Annotated in this window: 16 protein-coding genes; 7 read left to right on the forward strand and 9 right to left on the reverse strand. The window is 74.8% G+C overall.

Features of this window, described 5'->3' with window-relative positions; genetic code table 11:
- Positions 1–13 precede the first annotated feature (13 nt).
- Together BLT72_RS13265 and BLT72_RS13270 are read left to right on the forward strand one after the other, a co-directional pair.
- Positions 14–823, forward strand: coding sequence for a PrsW family intramembrane metalloprotease (locus BLT72_RS13265; protein WP_091413395.1), 810 nt, complete (start codon positions 14–16; stop codon positions 821–823).
- Positions 816–1,295 carry a hemerythrin domain-containing protein gene (locus BLT72_RS13270; protein ID WP_091413396.1) on the forward strand — a complete coding sequence of 160 codons (480 nt, stop codon included), beginning with the start codon at positions 816–818 and terminating at the stop codon, positions 1,293–1,295. The genes BLT72_RS13265 and BLT72_RS13270 overlap by 8 nt, the downstream gene beginning before the upstream one ends.
- A gap of 15 nt (positions 1,296–1,310) precedes the next feature.
- On the opposite strand, the gene BLT72_RS13275 is transcribed toward BLT72_RS13270, so the two are convergent.
- The 3 genes from BLT72_RS13275 to denD form a co-directional block, all read right to left on the reverse strand.
- Positions 1,311–2,321 (reverse strand): serine hydrolase domain-containing protein, encoded by a 1,011-nt coding sequence (locus tag BLT72_RS13275; protein ID WP_091413398.1) that lies wholly within the window; start codon positions 2,319–2,321, stop codon positions 1,311–1,313.
- 76 nt (positions 2,322–2,397) lie between these two features.
- Positions 2,398–3,840, reverse strand: coding sequence for an Nramp family divalent metal transporter (locus BLT72_RS13280; RefSeq protein ID WP_091413400.1), 1,443 nt, complete (start codon positions 3,838–3,840; stop codon positions 2,398–2,400).
- A 49-nt stretch (positions 3,841–3,889) separates the two neighbouring features.
- On the reverse strand, positions 3,890–4,879 hold the full coding sequence (gene denD / locus BLT72_RS13285) for a D-erythronate dehydrogenase (RefSeq protein WP_091413402.1): 990 nt from the start codon (positions 4,877–4,879) through the stop codon (positions 3,890–3,892).
- A 185-nt stretch (positions 4,880–5,064) separates the two neighbouring features.
- On the opposite strand from denD, the gene BLT72_RS13290 reads away from it, so the two are divergent.
- On the forward strand, positions 5,065–6,528 hold the full coding sequence (locus tag BLT72_RS13290; RefSeq protein ID WP_091413404.1) for a protein adenylyltransferase SelO: 1,464 nt from the start codon (positions 5,065–5,067) through the stop codon (positions 6,526–6,528).
- Between the two features lie 225 nt (positions 6,529–6,753).
- Here the strand turns inward: BLT72_RS13290 and BLT72_RS13295 are convergent, their stop codons facing one another.
- The gene (locus BLT72_RS13295; protein ID WP_091413406.1) at positions 6,754–6,996 is read right to left on the reverse strand and encodes a hypothetical protein; all 243 of its coding nucleotides are present in this window, start codon (positions 6,994–6,996) and stop codon (positions 6,754–6,756) included.
- A gap of 77 nt (positions 6,997–7,073) precedes the next feature.
- Positions 7,074–7,688: a maleylpyruvate isomerase N-terminal domain-containing protein gene (locus tag BLT72_RS13300; RefSeq protein ID WP_091413407.1), complete on the reverse strand. Its 615-nt coding sequence runs from the start codon at positions 7,686–7,688 to the stop codon at positions 7,074–7,076.
- 100 nt (positions 7,689–7,788) lie between these two features.
- On the opposite strand from BLT72_RS13300, the gene BLT72_RS13305 reads away from it, so the two are divergent.
- Positions 7,789–8,328, forward strand: coding sequence for a DUF6886 family protein (locus BLT72_RS13305; RefSeq protein WP_091413408.1), 540 nt, complete (start codon positions 7,789–7,791; stop codon positions 8,326–8,328).
- Positions 8,329–8,335: 7 nt separating this feature from the next.
- Here the strand turns inward: BLT72_RS13305 and BLT72_RS13310 are convergent, their stop codons facing one another.
- Positions 8,336–8,593 carry a hypothetical protein gene (locus tag BLT72_RS13310; RefSeq protein ID WP_091413410.1) on the reverse strand — a complete coding sequence of 86 codons (258 nt, stop codon included), beginning with the start codon at positions 8,591–8,593 and terminating at the stop codon, positions 8,336–8,338.
- Positions 8,594–9,070: 477 nt separating this feature from the next.
- Between BLT72_RS13310 and BLT72_RS13315 the strand changes: the two genes are divergently transcribed.
- Positions 9,071–9,505, forward strand: coding sequence for a helix-turn-helix domain-containing protein (locus tag BLT72_RS13315; RefSeq protein WP_091413412.1), 435 nt, complete (start codon positions 9,071–9,073; stop codon positions 9,503–9,505).
- A 15-nt stretch (positions 9,506–9,520) separates the two neighbouring features.
- Here BLT72_RS13315 and BLT72_RS13320 read toward each other — a convergent pair whose 3' ends face one another.
- Positions 9,521–10,111 (reverse strand): ClpP family protease, encoded by a 591-nt coding sequence (locus tag BLT72_RS13320; protein WP_091413414.1) that lies wholly within the window; start codon positions 10,109–10,111, stop codon positions 9,521–9,523.
- The gene (locus BLT72_RS13325; RefSeq protein ID WP_425349208.1) at positions 10,112–10,753 is read right to left on the reverse strand and encodes a ClpP family protease; all 642 of its coding nucleotides are present in this window, start codon (positions 10,751–10,753) and stop codon (positions 10,112–10,114) included.
- Positions 10,754–10,998: 245 nt separating this feature from the next.
- On the opposite strand from BLT72_RS13325, the gene BLT72_RS13330 reads away from it, so the two are divergent.
- Positions 10,999–12,270, forward strand: coding sequence for a phospholipase D-like domain-containing protein (locus BLT72_RS13330; RefSeq protein ID WP_091413416.1), 1,272 nt, complete (start codon positions 10,999–11,001; stop codon positions 12,268–12,270).
- 38 nt (positions 12,271–12,308) lie between these two features.
- Here the strand turns inward: BLT72_RS13330 and BLT72_RS13335 are convergent, their stop codons facing one another.
- On the reverse strand, positions 12,309–13,352 hold the full coding sequence (locus BLT72_RS13335; protein ID WP_172826070.1) for a CHASE3 domain-containing protein: 1,044 nt from the start codon (positions 13,350–13,352) through the stop codon (positions 12,309–12,311).
- A gap of 194 nt (positions 13,353–13,546) precedes the next feature.
- On the opposite strand from BLT72_RS13335, the gene BLT72_RS13340 reads away from it, so the two are divergent.
- The gene (locus tag BLT72_RS13340) at positions 13,547–14,218 is read left to right on the forward strand and encodes a DUF1707 SHOCT-like domain-containing protein (RefSeq protein WP_091413419.1); all 672 of its coding nucleotides are present in this window, start codon (positions 13,547–13,549) and stop codon (positions 14,216–14,218) included.
- Positions 14,219–14,237 lie beyond the last annotated feature (19 nt).

A 14,237-nucleotide genomic window follows, 5' to 3' on the forward strand; every position in this document is an offset into this window, starting at 1 on the left:
GAAGATACCGCCCATGACCACTGCGCCACCGCTCGCACCCTCCTCCGGGGCGCCCGCCGCCGGCCGTCTCCGCCGGCTGGGCTGGCTCTGGGTGCTGCTCGCCGGGGCGGCCGCCTACCTCCTCGTGCTGCGCACGCTGGTGGCGACCGAGAACCTCAACTTCGTGCCGTCGCTGATCCTGCTGGGCTCGATCGTCGTGCCCGCGTCGGTGCTGGTCTTCGCCGCCTCCAGCGGGCGGCAGGTGCTGGTGCCGCCGGGGCTGATCGCCCTCGTCGCGGTGCTGGGCGGTGTCGTCGGCACGGTGGCCGCCGGCACGCTGGAGTACGACGCGCTGCACCGTCTCGGGGCGCTCCCGATGATCGTGGTGGGGCTGATCGAGGAGAGCGCGAAGCTGGTGGTGCCGCTCGTGGTGCTGCTGGTCACCCGCCACCGGGACCCACGGGCCGGCGTGATCGTCGGCGTGGCGAGCGGGATGGGCTTTGCGACCTTGGAGACGATGGGCTACGGGTTCAACGCGCTGCTGAGCAGCGGCAGCCTCGCCAGCGTGGAGCAGACGCTGCTGCTGCGGGCCCTGCTGTCCCCCGCCGGCCACGTCGCCTGGACCGGGCTCACCGTGGCGGCGCTCTGGGCCGTCGCCTCGGCCCCGCGCAAGGGCCGCGCCGTCGCCCGGCTGGTCGGCGTCTTCGTCGCCGCGGTGCTGCTGCACGCGGCCTGGGACGGGCTGGACAGCGTGTGGGTGCACCTGGTGGTGGGCGGCGGCAGCTTCGCGGCCCTGCTCGTGACCATCCACCGCGCCCACCGGGGGCCGCGGGTCCGTGGCTGACACCCGACCGCGCGCGACCGCCTGGGCGGCCCAGCTGCGCGCGGTGCACGTCCGGCTGCGGGAGGCTCTCGAGCTGGCCCGCGACGCCCTCGAGCGCGGCGCGACGCCCAGCCCCGGGCAGGACCTGCACGTCTACTGCGTCGGGTTCTGCGCCGCCCTGAGCGGCCACCACCGCGCCGAGGACGGCGGCCTGTTCCCGGCGATCGAGCAGGAGCACCCCCAGCTCGCGGACACGCTGCGGTACCTCCGCCAGGACCACGCGCAGCTGGAGCACCTCCTCGGCTCCCTGGCCGCCGCGGTCGAACGGGGTGAGCCGACGCCGTCGCTGCTGCGCCACCTCGGGGGCGTCGAGGCGATCATGGAGTCCCACTTCCGCTACGAGGAACGACAGCTCCTCGGCGTCCTGGACGGCCTGGACCTCGACCTCGACCTCGACCGCGACCCGCAGGACCTGCTGGGACCGCTGGCCTGATCCCGGGCCGCCGCGTCAGTCCAGCCCGTACAGGGCGGCGAGGGCGGCGGCGACGGGCCACGCCCCGTCGGCGGTGTTCGCGATGGTGGTCAGGGTGCGGCCCGTCACCGGGTCGTGCTCGCTCCGGAAGGAGATGCCGGCGTCGCACCCCTCGAGCATGACGACGCTCGACGTGCGGTGCAGCCAGAACCCGAGCCCGTAGCGGCGACCCTCCTCCGGCACGTCGCTGCGGGGCTGCACCATCACCGCCAGGGACGCGGGCGCGACGACCCGGCCGGCGAACAGCGCGGACCAGAAGGCGGCGAGGTCCGCCGCCGGCGCGTACATCCCGCCGTCGCCGCTGCCCAGGACGGGCAGGTGCAGGACGTTGGTGCGCCACTCCCCGTCGACCACCAGGTAGCCCTCCGCGGCGCCCTCGGGCGGGGCGTCGCCGCGGGCGAACCCGCTGCCGGTCATCCCGGCCGGACCGCACACCCGCTGCTGCACCAGGTCGGCGAAGGGCACGCCAGCCGCCCGCTCGGCGATCAGCGCCAGCACGACGTAGCCGCCGTTGCAGTAGGCGAACCTCTCGTCCGGCGGGAAGGCCGTCGGGAAGCCCTGCAGCACCGCCAGGTACGCCTCCGTCGAGTCCAGGCGGTGGACGGGGACCCGGAGCACGTGGTCGTCGACGCCGGACAGCTCGCTCTCGTCGAGGTAGTCCCCGATCCCCGACCGGTGGCCGAGGAGGTGCTCCACCGTCACCCGGTCGTCGACCAGCGGGAGGTCCGCGCCCAGGACCGAGCGGGCCGTGGTCGCGAGGTTGAGGGTCCCGTCCTCGACCAGGCTCATCACGGTCAGCGCGGTGAGCCCTTTCGTCCCGCTGGCGATGCCGAAGGGGGTGTCCGGGCGGTTCAGCACGCCGAACCGCCGGCTGGCGGGGCCTGCGGCCACCGACCAGCACCTCCCGTCCCCGAGGTCGGCCCGCACGACCCCCGAGAACGAGGTCTCGCTCACGATGCGGGCGATCTCCGCCGGGACGGGCTCCATCGCGCGAACCTAGGCCGAGCCGGCGGCCCGGGGACACTGGTTTTCCCCGGACCGCCACCGTGCTGGCTGGACCCGCTCAGCCGAACAGCTTCGCGAGCTGGTCGCGGAAGGTGAGGAACGAGAGCGTCCCGAACAGCAGGATCGCCCAGACCATCGCGCCCAGCCGCAGGCCCCGGATGCGGATCGGGGCCGGCAGGATCTTCCGGTTGATGAGGATCAGCAGGCCGGAGTAGATGAACATCATGAAGCCGCCGACGACGGCGGCGATGACCAGCAGCACGATCGGCTGGTCGAAGCCCGCGAGGAGGACGACGATGCCGACGCCCACCAGGCCCCAGACCAGGCCGGCGTACATCTTCGACTCGTCGGCCTTGCGGGCGTAGCTGGTCTTGAGGACGTCGGCCGCCAGGCGGCTCGTGTAGTCGACGATGCCCAGCGCAGCGGCGAAGAGGGAGAACGAGCCGATGATCCAGAAGAAGTACTTGAACCACGAACCCACCCGCTCGGCCAGGACCTCGCCCTCGGTCTTGATGAAGCTGATGTTGCTCGCCAGGCCCTCCCGGCCGTACACGGTCGAGTAGGCCAGCAACGAGGTGAACAGGATGGTGAAGAACGTGATCAGCACGAAGGTGCAGAGCTGCTCGATGTTGGCGAACTTCCACCAGCCCTTCCAGCGGGAGAGGTTGGCCTGCGTCGGCTCGAAGATGTAGCCGGTCGACGGCTTGGCCTCCGGCTGGCCGGTGATCGGGCTGACCAGCCGGGGCACGTACTCCCCCATCCCGAAGCCCTTGTCCCGCATCCAGTTGGACTGCACCAGGTTCTGCCCGCCGCCGGCGCCCGCGAAGGCCAGCGCGCCGAGCAGGGTGGCGAAGCCGAGCTGCTCGACGGGGATCCCGGGACGGGTCACGATCTGGCCCACGTCGGACCAGGCGGAGGCGCCCACGGCCACGATCCCGCCGACGACGAACAGCAGGACGACCGCGGCCACCTTGAGCATCTGGGCCCGCTCCAGCGCCACGTACACGACGGGCGCGAGCGTGAGGATGAGCCCGATGGCGAGCAGCATGCCGATGGCGATGTAGGCCGGGGTGCCACCGAAGATGTAGGAGGCGAGCGTGGCGCTGCTGGTCGCCCAGCCCGGCCACAGGTTCGCGAAGTAGGCGAGGATCGCGAAGAAGAGGCCCCAGTGCCGCCAGAACCGGCTGAACCCGGTGAGCGCCGTCTCGCCGGTGGCCAGCGTGTAGCGCTCGATCTCGAGGTTGATGAAGTACTGGGTGATCAGGCCGACCATCGCCGCCCACACGAAGACCAGGCCGACCTGGCTGGCGATGAAGGGGAACAGGATGAACTCACCCGAGGCGAGACCGACGCCGGCGGCCACGATGCCCGGGCCGATCAGCTTGCGGTAGGCGATCGGGGCGTCGGGCAGGTCCCGCACCTCGGGGCGCGGGAGCGTCTTGGTGGGAAAGCTGTCCGCGGCGGAGCCGGCGGAGCTCGGAGCGTCGTCTCTGACTGCCATGCCGCATGCCTATCAGCCGCGCCGGGCGGCGTCGAGGGTCCCCCGGCGGTCAGCCGGGGAGGGAGCCGCCCAGCTCGTCCTCGACGTGCACGCGGATGATCTCGTCGAAGGAGCTCTCGGCCGTGAACCCCAGCCGGCGGGCCCGGTCGGCCTCCAGCGCGGGCGCCCAGGTCTCCACGATGCGCAGGACCGCGGGGTCCGGCTCGTGACGGATCAGCCGGACGGCCCGCTCGCCGGCGACGCGCCGCAGGGCCTCGATCTGCTCCCCGACGGTCGCGCTGAGGCCCGGCATCGAGAGCGTCCGCCGCGGGCCCAGCTGGTCCCCGTCCAGCGACGCCGCGCGCACCAGGAACTCCACGGCGGAGCGCGGGGAGGCGTGCCAGTGCCGCACCGACTCCGGGACGGGGAGGACCGCCTCGGCACCCACCAGCGGCTCGCGCAGGATGCTCGAGAAGAAGCCGGAGGCGGCCTGGTTGGGCTTCCCCGGGCGGATGCAGATGGTCGGCAGCCGGATGCCGACGCCGTCCACGAACCCACGACGGGTGTAGTCGGCCAGCAGCAGCTCGCCGATCGCCTTCTGGGTGCCGTAGCTGGTCAGCGGCGTCAGGTGGAAGTCCTCGGGGATCGGGTTCGGCAGCGGCGCCCCGTACACGGCGATCGAGGAGGTGAAGACCAGGCGGGGGTGGTAGCCGTCGGCGGCGTGCGCGGCCCGGACCGCCTCGAGCAGCTCCCGGGTGCCGTCGAGGTTGACCCGGTAGCCCTTCTCGAAGTCGGCCTCGGCCTCCCCCGAGACCACGGCGGCCAGGTGGACGACCACGTCGGGCCGGTCGGCGAGCAGCCGATCCGCCGCGCCGGCGGCGGCCAGGTCGGCCGCGACGGTCGCGACCTCGCCGGTGACCCCCGCGGGGGCTGCGGGGGCGACCACGTCGACCAGGGTCAGCCGCTCGAGGCTTCGGCCTCCGAGGTGCCCGTCGGCCACCAGGCGGGCGGTGAGCTTGCGGCCGATCATGCCGGCGGCTCCCAGGACCAGGACGTGCACGCTGTTCTCCTCGCGCCGGACGACGTCCCGGCCGCGCCGACCCGCACGCGGGCGGGCACCGGGCTCGCGGCCGCCTGCGGTGGCGGCGCCCCATGGTAGGACCAGCGGGCTGCGACCGCCGCCGGCGCACCGGCCCGGGACCGGGCACCGCGGGGGCCCCGGCTCCGGGCCGTAGGCTCGGGTCCGTGAGCGTCGCCCCCTCGCCGGCTCTGACCCTCGAGCACCGTTTCGCCTCGGAGCTGGGGGCGCTGGCCGTCCCCTGGACCGCGGCCGCCGCACCGGACCCCCGCCTGCTGCTGCTGAACGACACCCTCGCCGCCGAGCTCGGGCTGGACCCGGACTGGCTGCGCAGCGAGGAGGGCGTCCGGCTGCTGGTCGGCGCCCTGGTGCCGCCCGGCGCGACCCCGGTCGCCCAGGCCTACGCCGGTCACCAGTTCGGCGGCTGGTCGCCGCGCCTGGGGGACGGACGCGCCCTGCTGCTGGGCGAGCTCACCGACGCCGAGGGCCGGCTGCGCGACCTGCACCTCAAGGGCTCCGGCCGCACCCCCTTCGCCCGCGGCGGCGACGGCCTGGCCGCGGTCGGCCCCATGCTGCGGGAGTACCTGGTCAGCGAGGCGATGCACGCCCTGGGCATCCCCACCACCCGCGCGCTCGCGGTGACCGCCACCGGCCAGCCGGTGCGCCGGGAGACCGTCCAGCAGGGGGCAGTGCTCGCCCGCGTCGCCAGCAGCCACCTGCGGGTGGGCTCCCTCCAGTACGCCGCGGCCAGCGGCGACGTCGACCTGCTGCGGCGGCTGGCGGACCACGCCATCACCCGCCACCACCCGGCCGCCGCCGAGCGCGAGGACCGGTACCGCGCCCTGCTGGAGGCCGTCGTCGCCGTGCAGGCCTCGCTGGTGGCGCAGTGGATGCTCGTCGGGTTCGTGCACGGGGTGATGAACACCGACAACGTGACCATCTCCGGGGAGACCATCGACTACGGCCCCTGCGCCTTCCTCGACGCCCACGACCCGGCGACGGTGTTCAGCTCCATCGACGAACGCGGCCGCTACGCCTACGGCAACCAGCCGGCCGTGGCGGAGTGGGACCTCGCCCGGCTCGCCGAGTCGCTGCTGCCCCTCCTCGACGACGACCAGGAGCAGGCCGTCGCCCTCGCCGTGGAGTCGCTGGGGCAGTTCCAGCCGCTGCACGAGGCGGCGTGGTCGGCCGGGCTCCGCGCCAAGCTGGGGCTGCCGGCCTCCCTGGACCCGCCGGTGGCGGCCTCGCTGGTCGACGACCTGCTCACGCTGCTGATCGGCTCGCGGGCCGACCACACGAGCTTCTTCCGCCGCCTGGGCGTGGCGGCGCGCGGCGACGCCGGGCCCGTGCGGTCGCTGCTGGCCCACCCGGAGCCCCTGGACGACTGGCTGGACCGGTGGCGGGCGGTCGGCCCCGACGCAGCGGCGATGGACCGCGTGAACCCGTGCTACATCCCGCGCAACCACCTCGTCGAGGAGGCGCTCACCGCCGCCACCCTCGCCGACCTCGGGCCGATCCGGCGGCTGCTCGCCGCGGTGAGCGACCCCTACGTGGAGCGGGCGGGGCTGGAGCGGTACGCCGAACCCGCGCCGGACGACTTCGGCCGCTACCGGACGTTCTGCGGCACCTGACCCAGGTACCTTGACCGTCGAGCAGTCGCAGTGACGAGGAACTTGACAACCCCGCCTACCTCGGCTGAGACTGTGCTCAGCGGCATCCCGGGAGCTCGTGCAGCTGTCCTGCCGTGGCGCATCGGAGGAGCACGGTTCGCACCGCCGACGAGCTCCGCTCCGACCCCGGCTTCAGCAGAGCAGGCCCGGGTCGGGGCGCAGTCGGCTGCCCGTCACCCCGCCCCGTCAGCCGGAAGTCGGCTGCACCCCGGTGACCCGGCCCGCGTCGTCGGTGACATAGCGCCCGACGGACGGGTCCAGCAGGACCAGCCGGTTGCCGAAGGGGTCGCTGACCACGGCCAGCCGGCCCACCGGGACCGCCACGGGCGCGGCCACCAGGGCACCGCCCGCCGCCACGACCACCCGCACGGCCTCGTCCACCGAGGTCACCAGCCAGGTGGGCTCCGGCGCCAGCCGGGTGCTGAGCACCAGCTCGGCCTCGCCCTGCGCCAGCCGCAGACCGGCCTGCCCCGTGGCCGGTCAGCGCACCAGTGCTGGTGCGGCCCTCAGAGGACCGAGTACCCGCCGGGGAGGCCCGTGCGCCCGGTGACGGCGCGCAGCAGCGTCCCCGCCCGCCCGTCGGCGACGGCCAGGTCGGCGACGAGGCGGAGCGCGCTGGCCGCCGCGGTCGGGGGGACGTCCAGCGGCAGGTCGAGGGCCGCCGCGAGGTCGGCCCCGTGGACGGCGAGCTCGAAGACCCGGGTGGGCAGGTAGTCCGCCAGCCGCATGCCGCCGACCACGGTGGTGACCAGCTCCGCGCCGTCGCAGCCGGCGACGAGGGGCAGGACGCGCGCGACCACCTCGGCCACGGCGGCTGCGGGGTCCGGGCCGAGGGCCCGGCCCGCCTCGCGTCCGCGCTCGGTCACCTCGGAACCCCCCACCAGCTCCCGCGCGGCCCGGTAGTACGCGGCGGTCGAGCTCACCGCCACGGTCGCAGCCGGCCGGCCCAGGTAGGTCTCGACGGTCAGCAGGGCGCGACCGGTGTGGCCCACCAGGGCCCGCACGTCCCACTCCCCCAGACCCGGCCGGTCCCACCGGTCCCCCACCTGCCGGCTGAGCGCGACGACCCAGGTCGCGGCGTCGGTGAAGGCGTGGCGGTCGTCGTCCCAGGTCGAGGTCATGCCGGTCAGGTTAGGGGCTGGGCGGCGAGGTGCGAGGCTACCGGGATGAGGTGCCCCCGAGCTGCCGAGGACCGCCGGACCGCCGCGGTCAGGGCTCACCGTGCGCGCTGAGCCGGGCACGGTCCTGCACTTCTCCGAGGACCCCCACCTCGGGCGCTTCGTGCCGCACGTCGCGAGGACGGCGACCGAGCGGGCTGCCCTCGTCTGGGCGGTCGACGCGGCCAGCTCGCCCAGCTACTGGTTCCCCCGGCAGTGCCCGCGCGCCCTGGCCTGGGTCCGCCCCGGCACCACCGAGGCCGACCGCCGGGCGGTGCTGGGCCCGGAGGCCGAGCGCGTGCACGTCGTGGAGTACGGCTGGCTGACGAGGATCCAGACCACCCGGCTCTACGCCTACCGCTTCGACGCCGCTGACTTCCGGCCCTACGGAGAGCCCGAGCCGCACGCCCACGTCGCCGACCACCCGGTGACCCCGCTCGGACCGCCGCGACCGGTCGGGGACCTGCTGGCCCTGCACGAGGAGGCGGGCATCGAGCTCCGGCTGGTGCACGACCTCCGGCCCTGGTGGCGGGCGGTCACCCGCAGCACCGTCGGCCACAGCGGGATCCGGCTCGCCGGCGCGCGGTCACCGGCCGGCCGGTGACCGGCGGTCAGCTCCGCTGGCCCTCCCCGCCCTCCCCGGCCCGGTCGGCGGCGCGGACCTGCGGGGCGACCGCCGTCAGAGCGGCTTCCTCCTCGGCCAGCAGCAACGAGGACAGCAGCCCGGCGTGCAGCGAGTCGTGGATCGCGTGCCGGAGGTCGTCGTCGGCGTCGCGGTAGGCCTCGAGGACCTGACGCGCCAGCCGGGCGACCGCCGTCGGCGCGTGCTCGGCGTCCAGGAGGTCGCCCGGACCGGGGTGCTGCGTCATGGGCTCCTGCTCTGTGGTGGGCTCTCCCCTGCAGGCTAGATCTCTCCCACCCGTCGTCAGAAGTGCGCTGTGGACGCGATTCCTGTCCACTTCTGGACATGTCATCAAGAGGACACCGAAATGGTCGCCGCCGGGCTGGAAGCCCTCTAGAGTTTGGGATGTGTCGGGGGCCATGAACCCCCGAGCATGGTCCCCGACACCACAGTCCGGAGTCCGTGACCACCTGAACCCCCGAGCAGGTGGTCACGGACTTCGTCACGTCCGGGGCTCCCCGGAGCCGGCTGGTCGCCCCGCGATCCCCTCCCGTGACCTCGTCCCCCACCGTCCCGAGCGGACGGCCCACGAACTGCCGCCAGGACGCCCGCCGCGACGGGCGCTGGTCCCGATCGCTCCAGGCCCCCGGCGCCCGGCCCGGCTCCGCTCTGCTCTGGGCAGAACGCCCCTGGTCCGGTCCGGCGCCCGGCCTAGAGTCGGGTCATGGGTGAGCTGCTGCCGTTCCGCCGGGCCGACCGGTCACCGTCCGCGTCGACCGCGTCGTCCGGGCCGGGCTCCCGGTCCGAGCGCGACGCCGTGGTCGGTCGCGTCCGCCCGCCCGCGAACCGGCCCGGTCCTCCGGAGCCGTTGTGGCGGGAGGCGGCGGGTGAGGTGCTCCGCGAGCAGCGGCACCGGCTCGAGCAGACCCTCGCGGAGGTGGCCCGGCGGGCCGGCATCTCCGTGCAGTACCTCTCCGAGGTCGAGCGGGGGCGCAAGGAACCGTCCTCGGAGGTCCTCGCGGCGGTGACCGGTGCGCTCCAGCTGAGCCTGGTCGACCTCACCCGCCTGGTGCTGCGCCGGCTGACCCCGCTGGACGTGACCAGCCGCCGCTCGGGGCCGGGCGCCCCGCCGAGCGGGCCGGTCGCGCGCGCGGCGTGACCGGCCCGGCGGACCTCACCCGCGCGCGCTGAACACCTCGTCGACGAGTCCGTAGGCGACGGCCTCGGCGGCCGGGTAGACGGTGTCCCGGTCGGTGTCGGCCCGCACCCGCTCGAGCGTCTGCCCGGTGTGCCGGCTGAGGACCTCCTCCATCTGGCTCCGCACCCGGCCGATCTCCCGGGCCTGCAGCACCAGGTCGGGCAGGGTGCCCTGGCCCTGCGTCGAGGGCTGGTGCAGCAGCACCCGCCCGTGCGGCAGGATCGACCGCCGGCCGGGCTCGCCGGCGGCCAGCAGCACGGCGGCCGCGGAGGCCGCCTGCCCGACGCAGGTGGTGGCCACCGGGGCCGCGATGAACTGCATGGTGTCGTAGATCGAGAACATCGCGCTGACCGAGCCGCCCGGGGAGTTGAGGTACAGGTTGATCTCCTGCTGGCTGTCGTCGGACTCCAGGTGCAGCAGCTGGGCGACGACGACGTTGGCGACGCCGTCGTCGATCTCGGTGCCCAGGTAGACGATCCGGTCGCTGAGCAGCCGGCTGTAGATGTCGAGCGAGCGCTCGCCGGTCGGCCGCTTCTCGACGACGCTGGGGATGGTGTAGCTGCTCACTCAGACCGCCCCCAGCCCGACGAGGGCACGCCCGCCCGGGCGGACGTCGTCCAGCGACGTCACGACGTGGTCGACGAGGCCGTAGGACCGGGCCTCCTCCGCGGTGAACCACCGGTCGCGGCGGGAGTCGGCCTCGATGGTGGCCAGCGGCTGGCCGCTGTGCTCGGCGATCAGGCCGAGGACGGTGTCCCGGACGTGCTCCAGGTTCTGCGCCTGGATCTCGATGTCGACCGCCGTCCCGCCGATGCCGGCCGAGCCCTGGTGCATCAGCACCCGGGCGTGCGGCAGCGCGTACCGCTTGCCCCGGGTGCCGGCCGACAGGAGGAACTGGCCCATGCTGGCGGCCAGGCCCATCGCCAGAGTGCTGACGTCGTTGGGGATCAGCCGCATCGTGTCCATGATCGCGAGGCCGGCGCTGACCGAGCCGCCCGGGGAGTTGATGTAGAGGCTGATGTCGTGCCGCGGGTCCTCGGCGGAGAGCAGCAGCAGCTGCGCGCAGATCCGGTTCGCGACGGGGTCGTCGACCTCCTGGCCCAGCACCACGATCCGCTGGTGCAGCAGCCGGGCGGACAGCTGGTCGTCGAAGGGGGCGGTGGACGGCTGCGCGGCCATCGCGTGGGCCGGCGGGCTGGTGATGATCATGGTCGGGCCTCTCCTGTCGAGCCCGCGGGGACGTCCCGCGAGCCGGTACCGTCCACGCTCACCCCGGCGCGCCCCGCGGACCAGAGCGCGCTGCCGCCGGCAGATCTGCCCTGGGCTGGTCCGCCCCGGGTCGACCTGCCGGCAGCCCGCGGCGGCGCTCCCGAGCGCGCCCCGCTTGCCGCTCGGGCGGTCGGCGCTTAGGGTGCGGGCATCCCTCGGGGGACCCGATCTCTGGAGCTCCCCTGATGCGTCTTCCCCGCCCCCGCACGAGCTGGCTCGTGCTGGCCTGCGCCGTCGGCCTCGTCCTGCCCACGACCACCTCGACGGCCGCCCCGCCGCCCGCCGCCCCGGCCGCCGAGGCCGCGCCGGCGTCCGTCACGACCCGGCTCGGGGGCCAGCAGGTCCGGGCCCACTTCACGAACCCGGCGGCCCACGGGGGCCGCGACCGCACGATCCACGACGAGGTGGTGCGGCTGATCGACGGTGCGCCCGCCGGCTCCACGGTCCGCGGCACGATCTACTCGCTGTCGGTGCAGCCGGTGGCGCGGGCGCTGGTCGCGGCCGAGCAGCGGGGCGTCACCGTCCTGGTCCTCGCCGACGGCGACAACGCCACCTCGACCAGCCCGGCGGTGGACATCCTCGAGCAGCTGCACTCGGTCCGGTTCTGCAGCTACGCACCCGCGGCGTACGGCAGCACCCGCCGGTCCGGCGGCGCCTGCGTCAGCACCAGCGACGACGGTGACCTGCACGTGAAGATGTTCACGTTCAGCGAGACCACCGACCCCGACGGCTTGCCGCGCACGGACGTGTCCTGGTTCGGCTCGGCCAACCTGACCTACGCCACGGGCTCCGACCAGTTCAACAACGCCGTCACCGTCTACGGGGACGCCGACCTCGCGTCGGGACTCAACCACTACTTCACCGACCTGTGGGACCGCCGGCACCGCCCGGGCGACGACTACTACGACGCCCGCTCCGGACGCGGCTACCAGGAGGCGTCCTCGGCCTCGGTCTACGCCTCGCCCGAGGGGGCCGGCCAGACCGACACCATCGTCGCGCGGCTGGACGACGTCACGCCGGACCCGAGCTGCCAGATCCGGATCGGCATGTCCTTCGTCACCTCGGGGCGCCCCGCGCTGCTCCGCTTCGTGACCGCCGCCCGGGCCAAGGGCTGCCGGGTCTGGCTGCTGGTGGGCAGCAGCGGGGGCGCCATCCGGATGCCGCGTGAGGTCTACAAGAGCCTGACCAGCGCCGGCGTCAGCATCCGCCGCGTGGTGGGTGTGCACGACAAGTTCTTCGCCGTGCAGGGGAAGTTCGGCGGCCGCCACCAGTACCGCGTCTACACCGGCTCGCAGAACTGGAGCAGCGGGGCGCTGCGCAGCAACGACGAGATCTTCGTCAAGCTCGCCCCCGAGACCGCGACCGCCCACCCGCTCTACGACGCCTACGTCCAGCACTTCGGCGACGCGTGGGCGACCGGTCGGCCGTGCACGGCGAGCACCTTCCCCTGCCGCTGAGGCTCCGGGTCGCGGCCCCGGCCCGGGAGCACCCGGGCTCAGGGGCCGTCGACCGGCGGCGCGACCTCGGCCGGCAGCGGGTGGATGATCCCGCGCAGCTCCTGGGCGATGCCGTCCGCCTCGTCGACCAGCGGCCGGACGGCCCCGGCGAGCCCCGGACGTCCGGCGCGCAGCCGGCTCAGCCCCAGCGTGAGGGCGTAGAGCCGGTGCAGGGTGCGGTCCCCGACCTCGCGGGCCACCCGCTCGCGCTCCCCCGCCGCCCCGACCTGGTGCTGCGCAGCGGCGAGGGCGGACGCGCTGGCGACCAGCGTGGTGCGCATCGTCTCCGCGGCGGCGGCGATGGTCCGCACCTCCGGCGGGCCGGCCACGGTGATGCGCCGGCTGGTGTCCCCGTCGGCGACCGCACTGAGCTCGCGGACCAGGCGGGCGAGCGGCCGGGTGGTGGCGCGGGGCAGGGCCCAGGCGGTCCAGCCGGCCATGCCGACGGCGACCAGGGCCGCCAGCGCCGTGGCGGCGTTGGCCCGGCCCTGCGCGGTCGCCAGCCCCCCGAGCTGGTCCTGGGTCAGCTGGTCGATCCGTTGCGCGACCTCCGCGAGCCGCTGCCGCAGCGCGTCGAACAGCACCTTGCCGCGGGTGGCCAGGACCACCGTGTCCGTCCCGTCGACCGCTCCGCGCTGACGAGCGGCGATCTCGGGCTCGGCCGCCTCCTGCTGCCAGCGCCGTCCCGCCTCGGAGGCGGCGACCAGCAGCGGCCCCGCGACCACGTCCTCGTGCAGCAGCCCGCCGAGCAGCGCCTGCAGCCGGTCGGCGTCGCGCCGGCCGTCCGCGTAGGGCTGCAGGAAGGACCGCTGGCCCGTCAGGGCGTAGCCCCGCTGGCCGGTCTCCTGGTCGACGTAGGCCCGGGTCAGGTCGACCACCGCGGTCTGGGCCGGACGGAGCCGTTCCCGGAGGTCGGCCTGCACGCGGCTCACGGCGTGCCGCTCCCACACCGACACCCCGGCGCTGAGCAGGGTCGCCGCGACGAGGACGGCCAGGCTGGCGATGACGGCCGCCCGCAGCGTCAGCGGGCGGCGACCGGCCACCGGCGGACGGCTCACCGGCCCTGGCCCCGGGTCACCGGGTGGGCGGGGGTGACGAGCACGGTGACACGCAAGGGGGTCCCTCTCCGACGGCTGGTTCCCCCGAACGAGCAGGTCCGGCCTGCGGCGCGAGCCTAGCGTGGCCCCCGGTGGCCGCAGCAGCCTCGACGGCGCCCTGGCCTGGCTATGCTGCCCGCATGACCTCGTCCCGGCCCGAGCTCCGGATCGGCGACAAGGAGCGCGACCTCGTCGCCGCCGTCCTGCAGGACGCGCTGGCGGAGGGCCGGATCACCCTGGAGGAGCTGGACCAGCGGCTCGACGCGACGCTGCGGGCCCGCACCTACGCCGATCTCGACGCCCTCGTCGCCGACCTCCCGGTGGACCTCCCGTCGACCGCGCTCAGCGGGGCCCGCCCCGCGCCGGAGCCCCGTCCCCTCGGCGGGCCCGGCTCGTCGCCGGACGACCGGCTCGTGCTCGACGCGGGCTGGTCGAGCGTCACCCGGCGGGGCCGCTGGGACGTCCCGCCCTTCCTGCGGCTCAACGGCGCCGTCGGCAGCGTCCGGTTGGACTGCCTGCAGGCCACCCCGCTGGCCCCGACGGTCGACGTCGAGATCGACGGCGGCATGGGCCACATCAGGATCGTCCTGCCGGACTCGTGGGCGGTGAACACCGACCGGCTCACCTCGCAGTGGGGCATGTCCAGCATCAAGGTCTCGGCCACGCCGGAGCCCGGCGCCCCCCTGCTGCTGCTGCACGGGTCCGTCGGCTGGGGCTGGCTGACGGTCCGGCACGCCGGCTTCTTCGACCGGCGCCGGCTGGCGCGCCAGGCGGCCCTCGGACGGCCCCACCGGCGTGCGCTGGGGCACTGACCGCCCGACGGTCCTCCCG

The sequence above is a fragment of the Friedmanniella luteola genome (assembly GCF_900105065.1).
Classification (GTDB): Bacteria; Actinomycetota; Actinomycetes; order Propionibacteriales; family Propionibacteriaceae; genus Microlunatus; species Microlunatus luteolus.

What these genes read in the sequence shown, in the direction of transcription:
- BLT72_RS13265 (WP_091413395.1), top strand. Translation starts at nt 14, where the DNA reads ATGACCACTGCGCCACCGCTCGCACCCTCCTCCGGGGCGCCCGCCGCC.
- BLT72_RS13275 (WP_091413398.1), bottom strand. Translation starts at nt 2,321, where the DNA reads ATGGAGCCCGTCCCGGCGGAGATCGCCCGCATCGTGAGCGAGACCTCG.
- BLT72_RS13280 (WP_091413400.1), bottom strand. Translation starts at nt 3,840, where the DNA reads ATGGCAGTCAGAGACGACGCTCCGAGCTCCGCCGGCTCCGCCGCGGAC.
- BLT72_RS13300 (WP_091413407.1), bottom strand. Translation starts at nt 7,688, where the DNA reads ATGACCTCGACCTGGGACGACGACCGCCACGCCTTCACCGACGCCGCG.
- BLT72_RS13310 (WP_091413410.1), bottom strand. Translation starts at nt 8,593, where the DNA reads ATGACGCAGCACCCCGGTCCGGGCGACCTCCTGGACGCCGAGCACGCG.
- BLT72_RS13315 (WP_091413412.1), top strand. Translation starts at nt 9,071, where the DNA reads ATGGGTGAGCTGCTGCCGTTCCGCCGGGCCGACCGGTCACCGTCCGCG.
- BLT72_RS13325 (WP_425349208.1), bottom strand. Translation starts at nt 10,753, where the DNA reads ATGATCATCACCAGCCCGCCGGCCCACGCGATGGCCGCGCAGCCGTCC.
- BLT72_RS13330 (WP_091413416.1), top strand. Translation starts at nt 10,999, where the DNA reads ATGCGTCTTCCCCGCCCCCGCACGAGCTGGCTCGTGCTGGCCTGCGCC.
- BLT72_RS13340 (WP_091413419.1), top strand. Translation starts at nt 13,547, where the DNA reads ATGACCTCGTCCCGGCCCGAGCTCCGGATCGGCGACAAGGAGCGCGAC.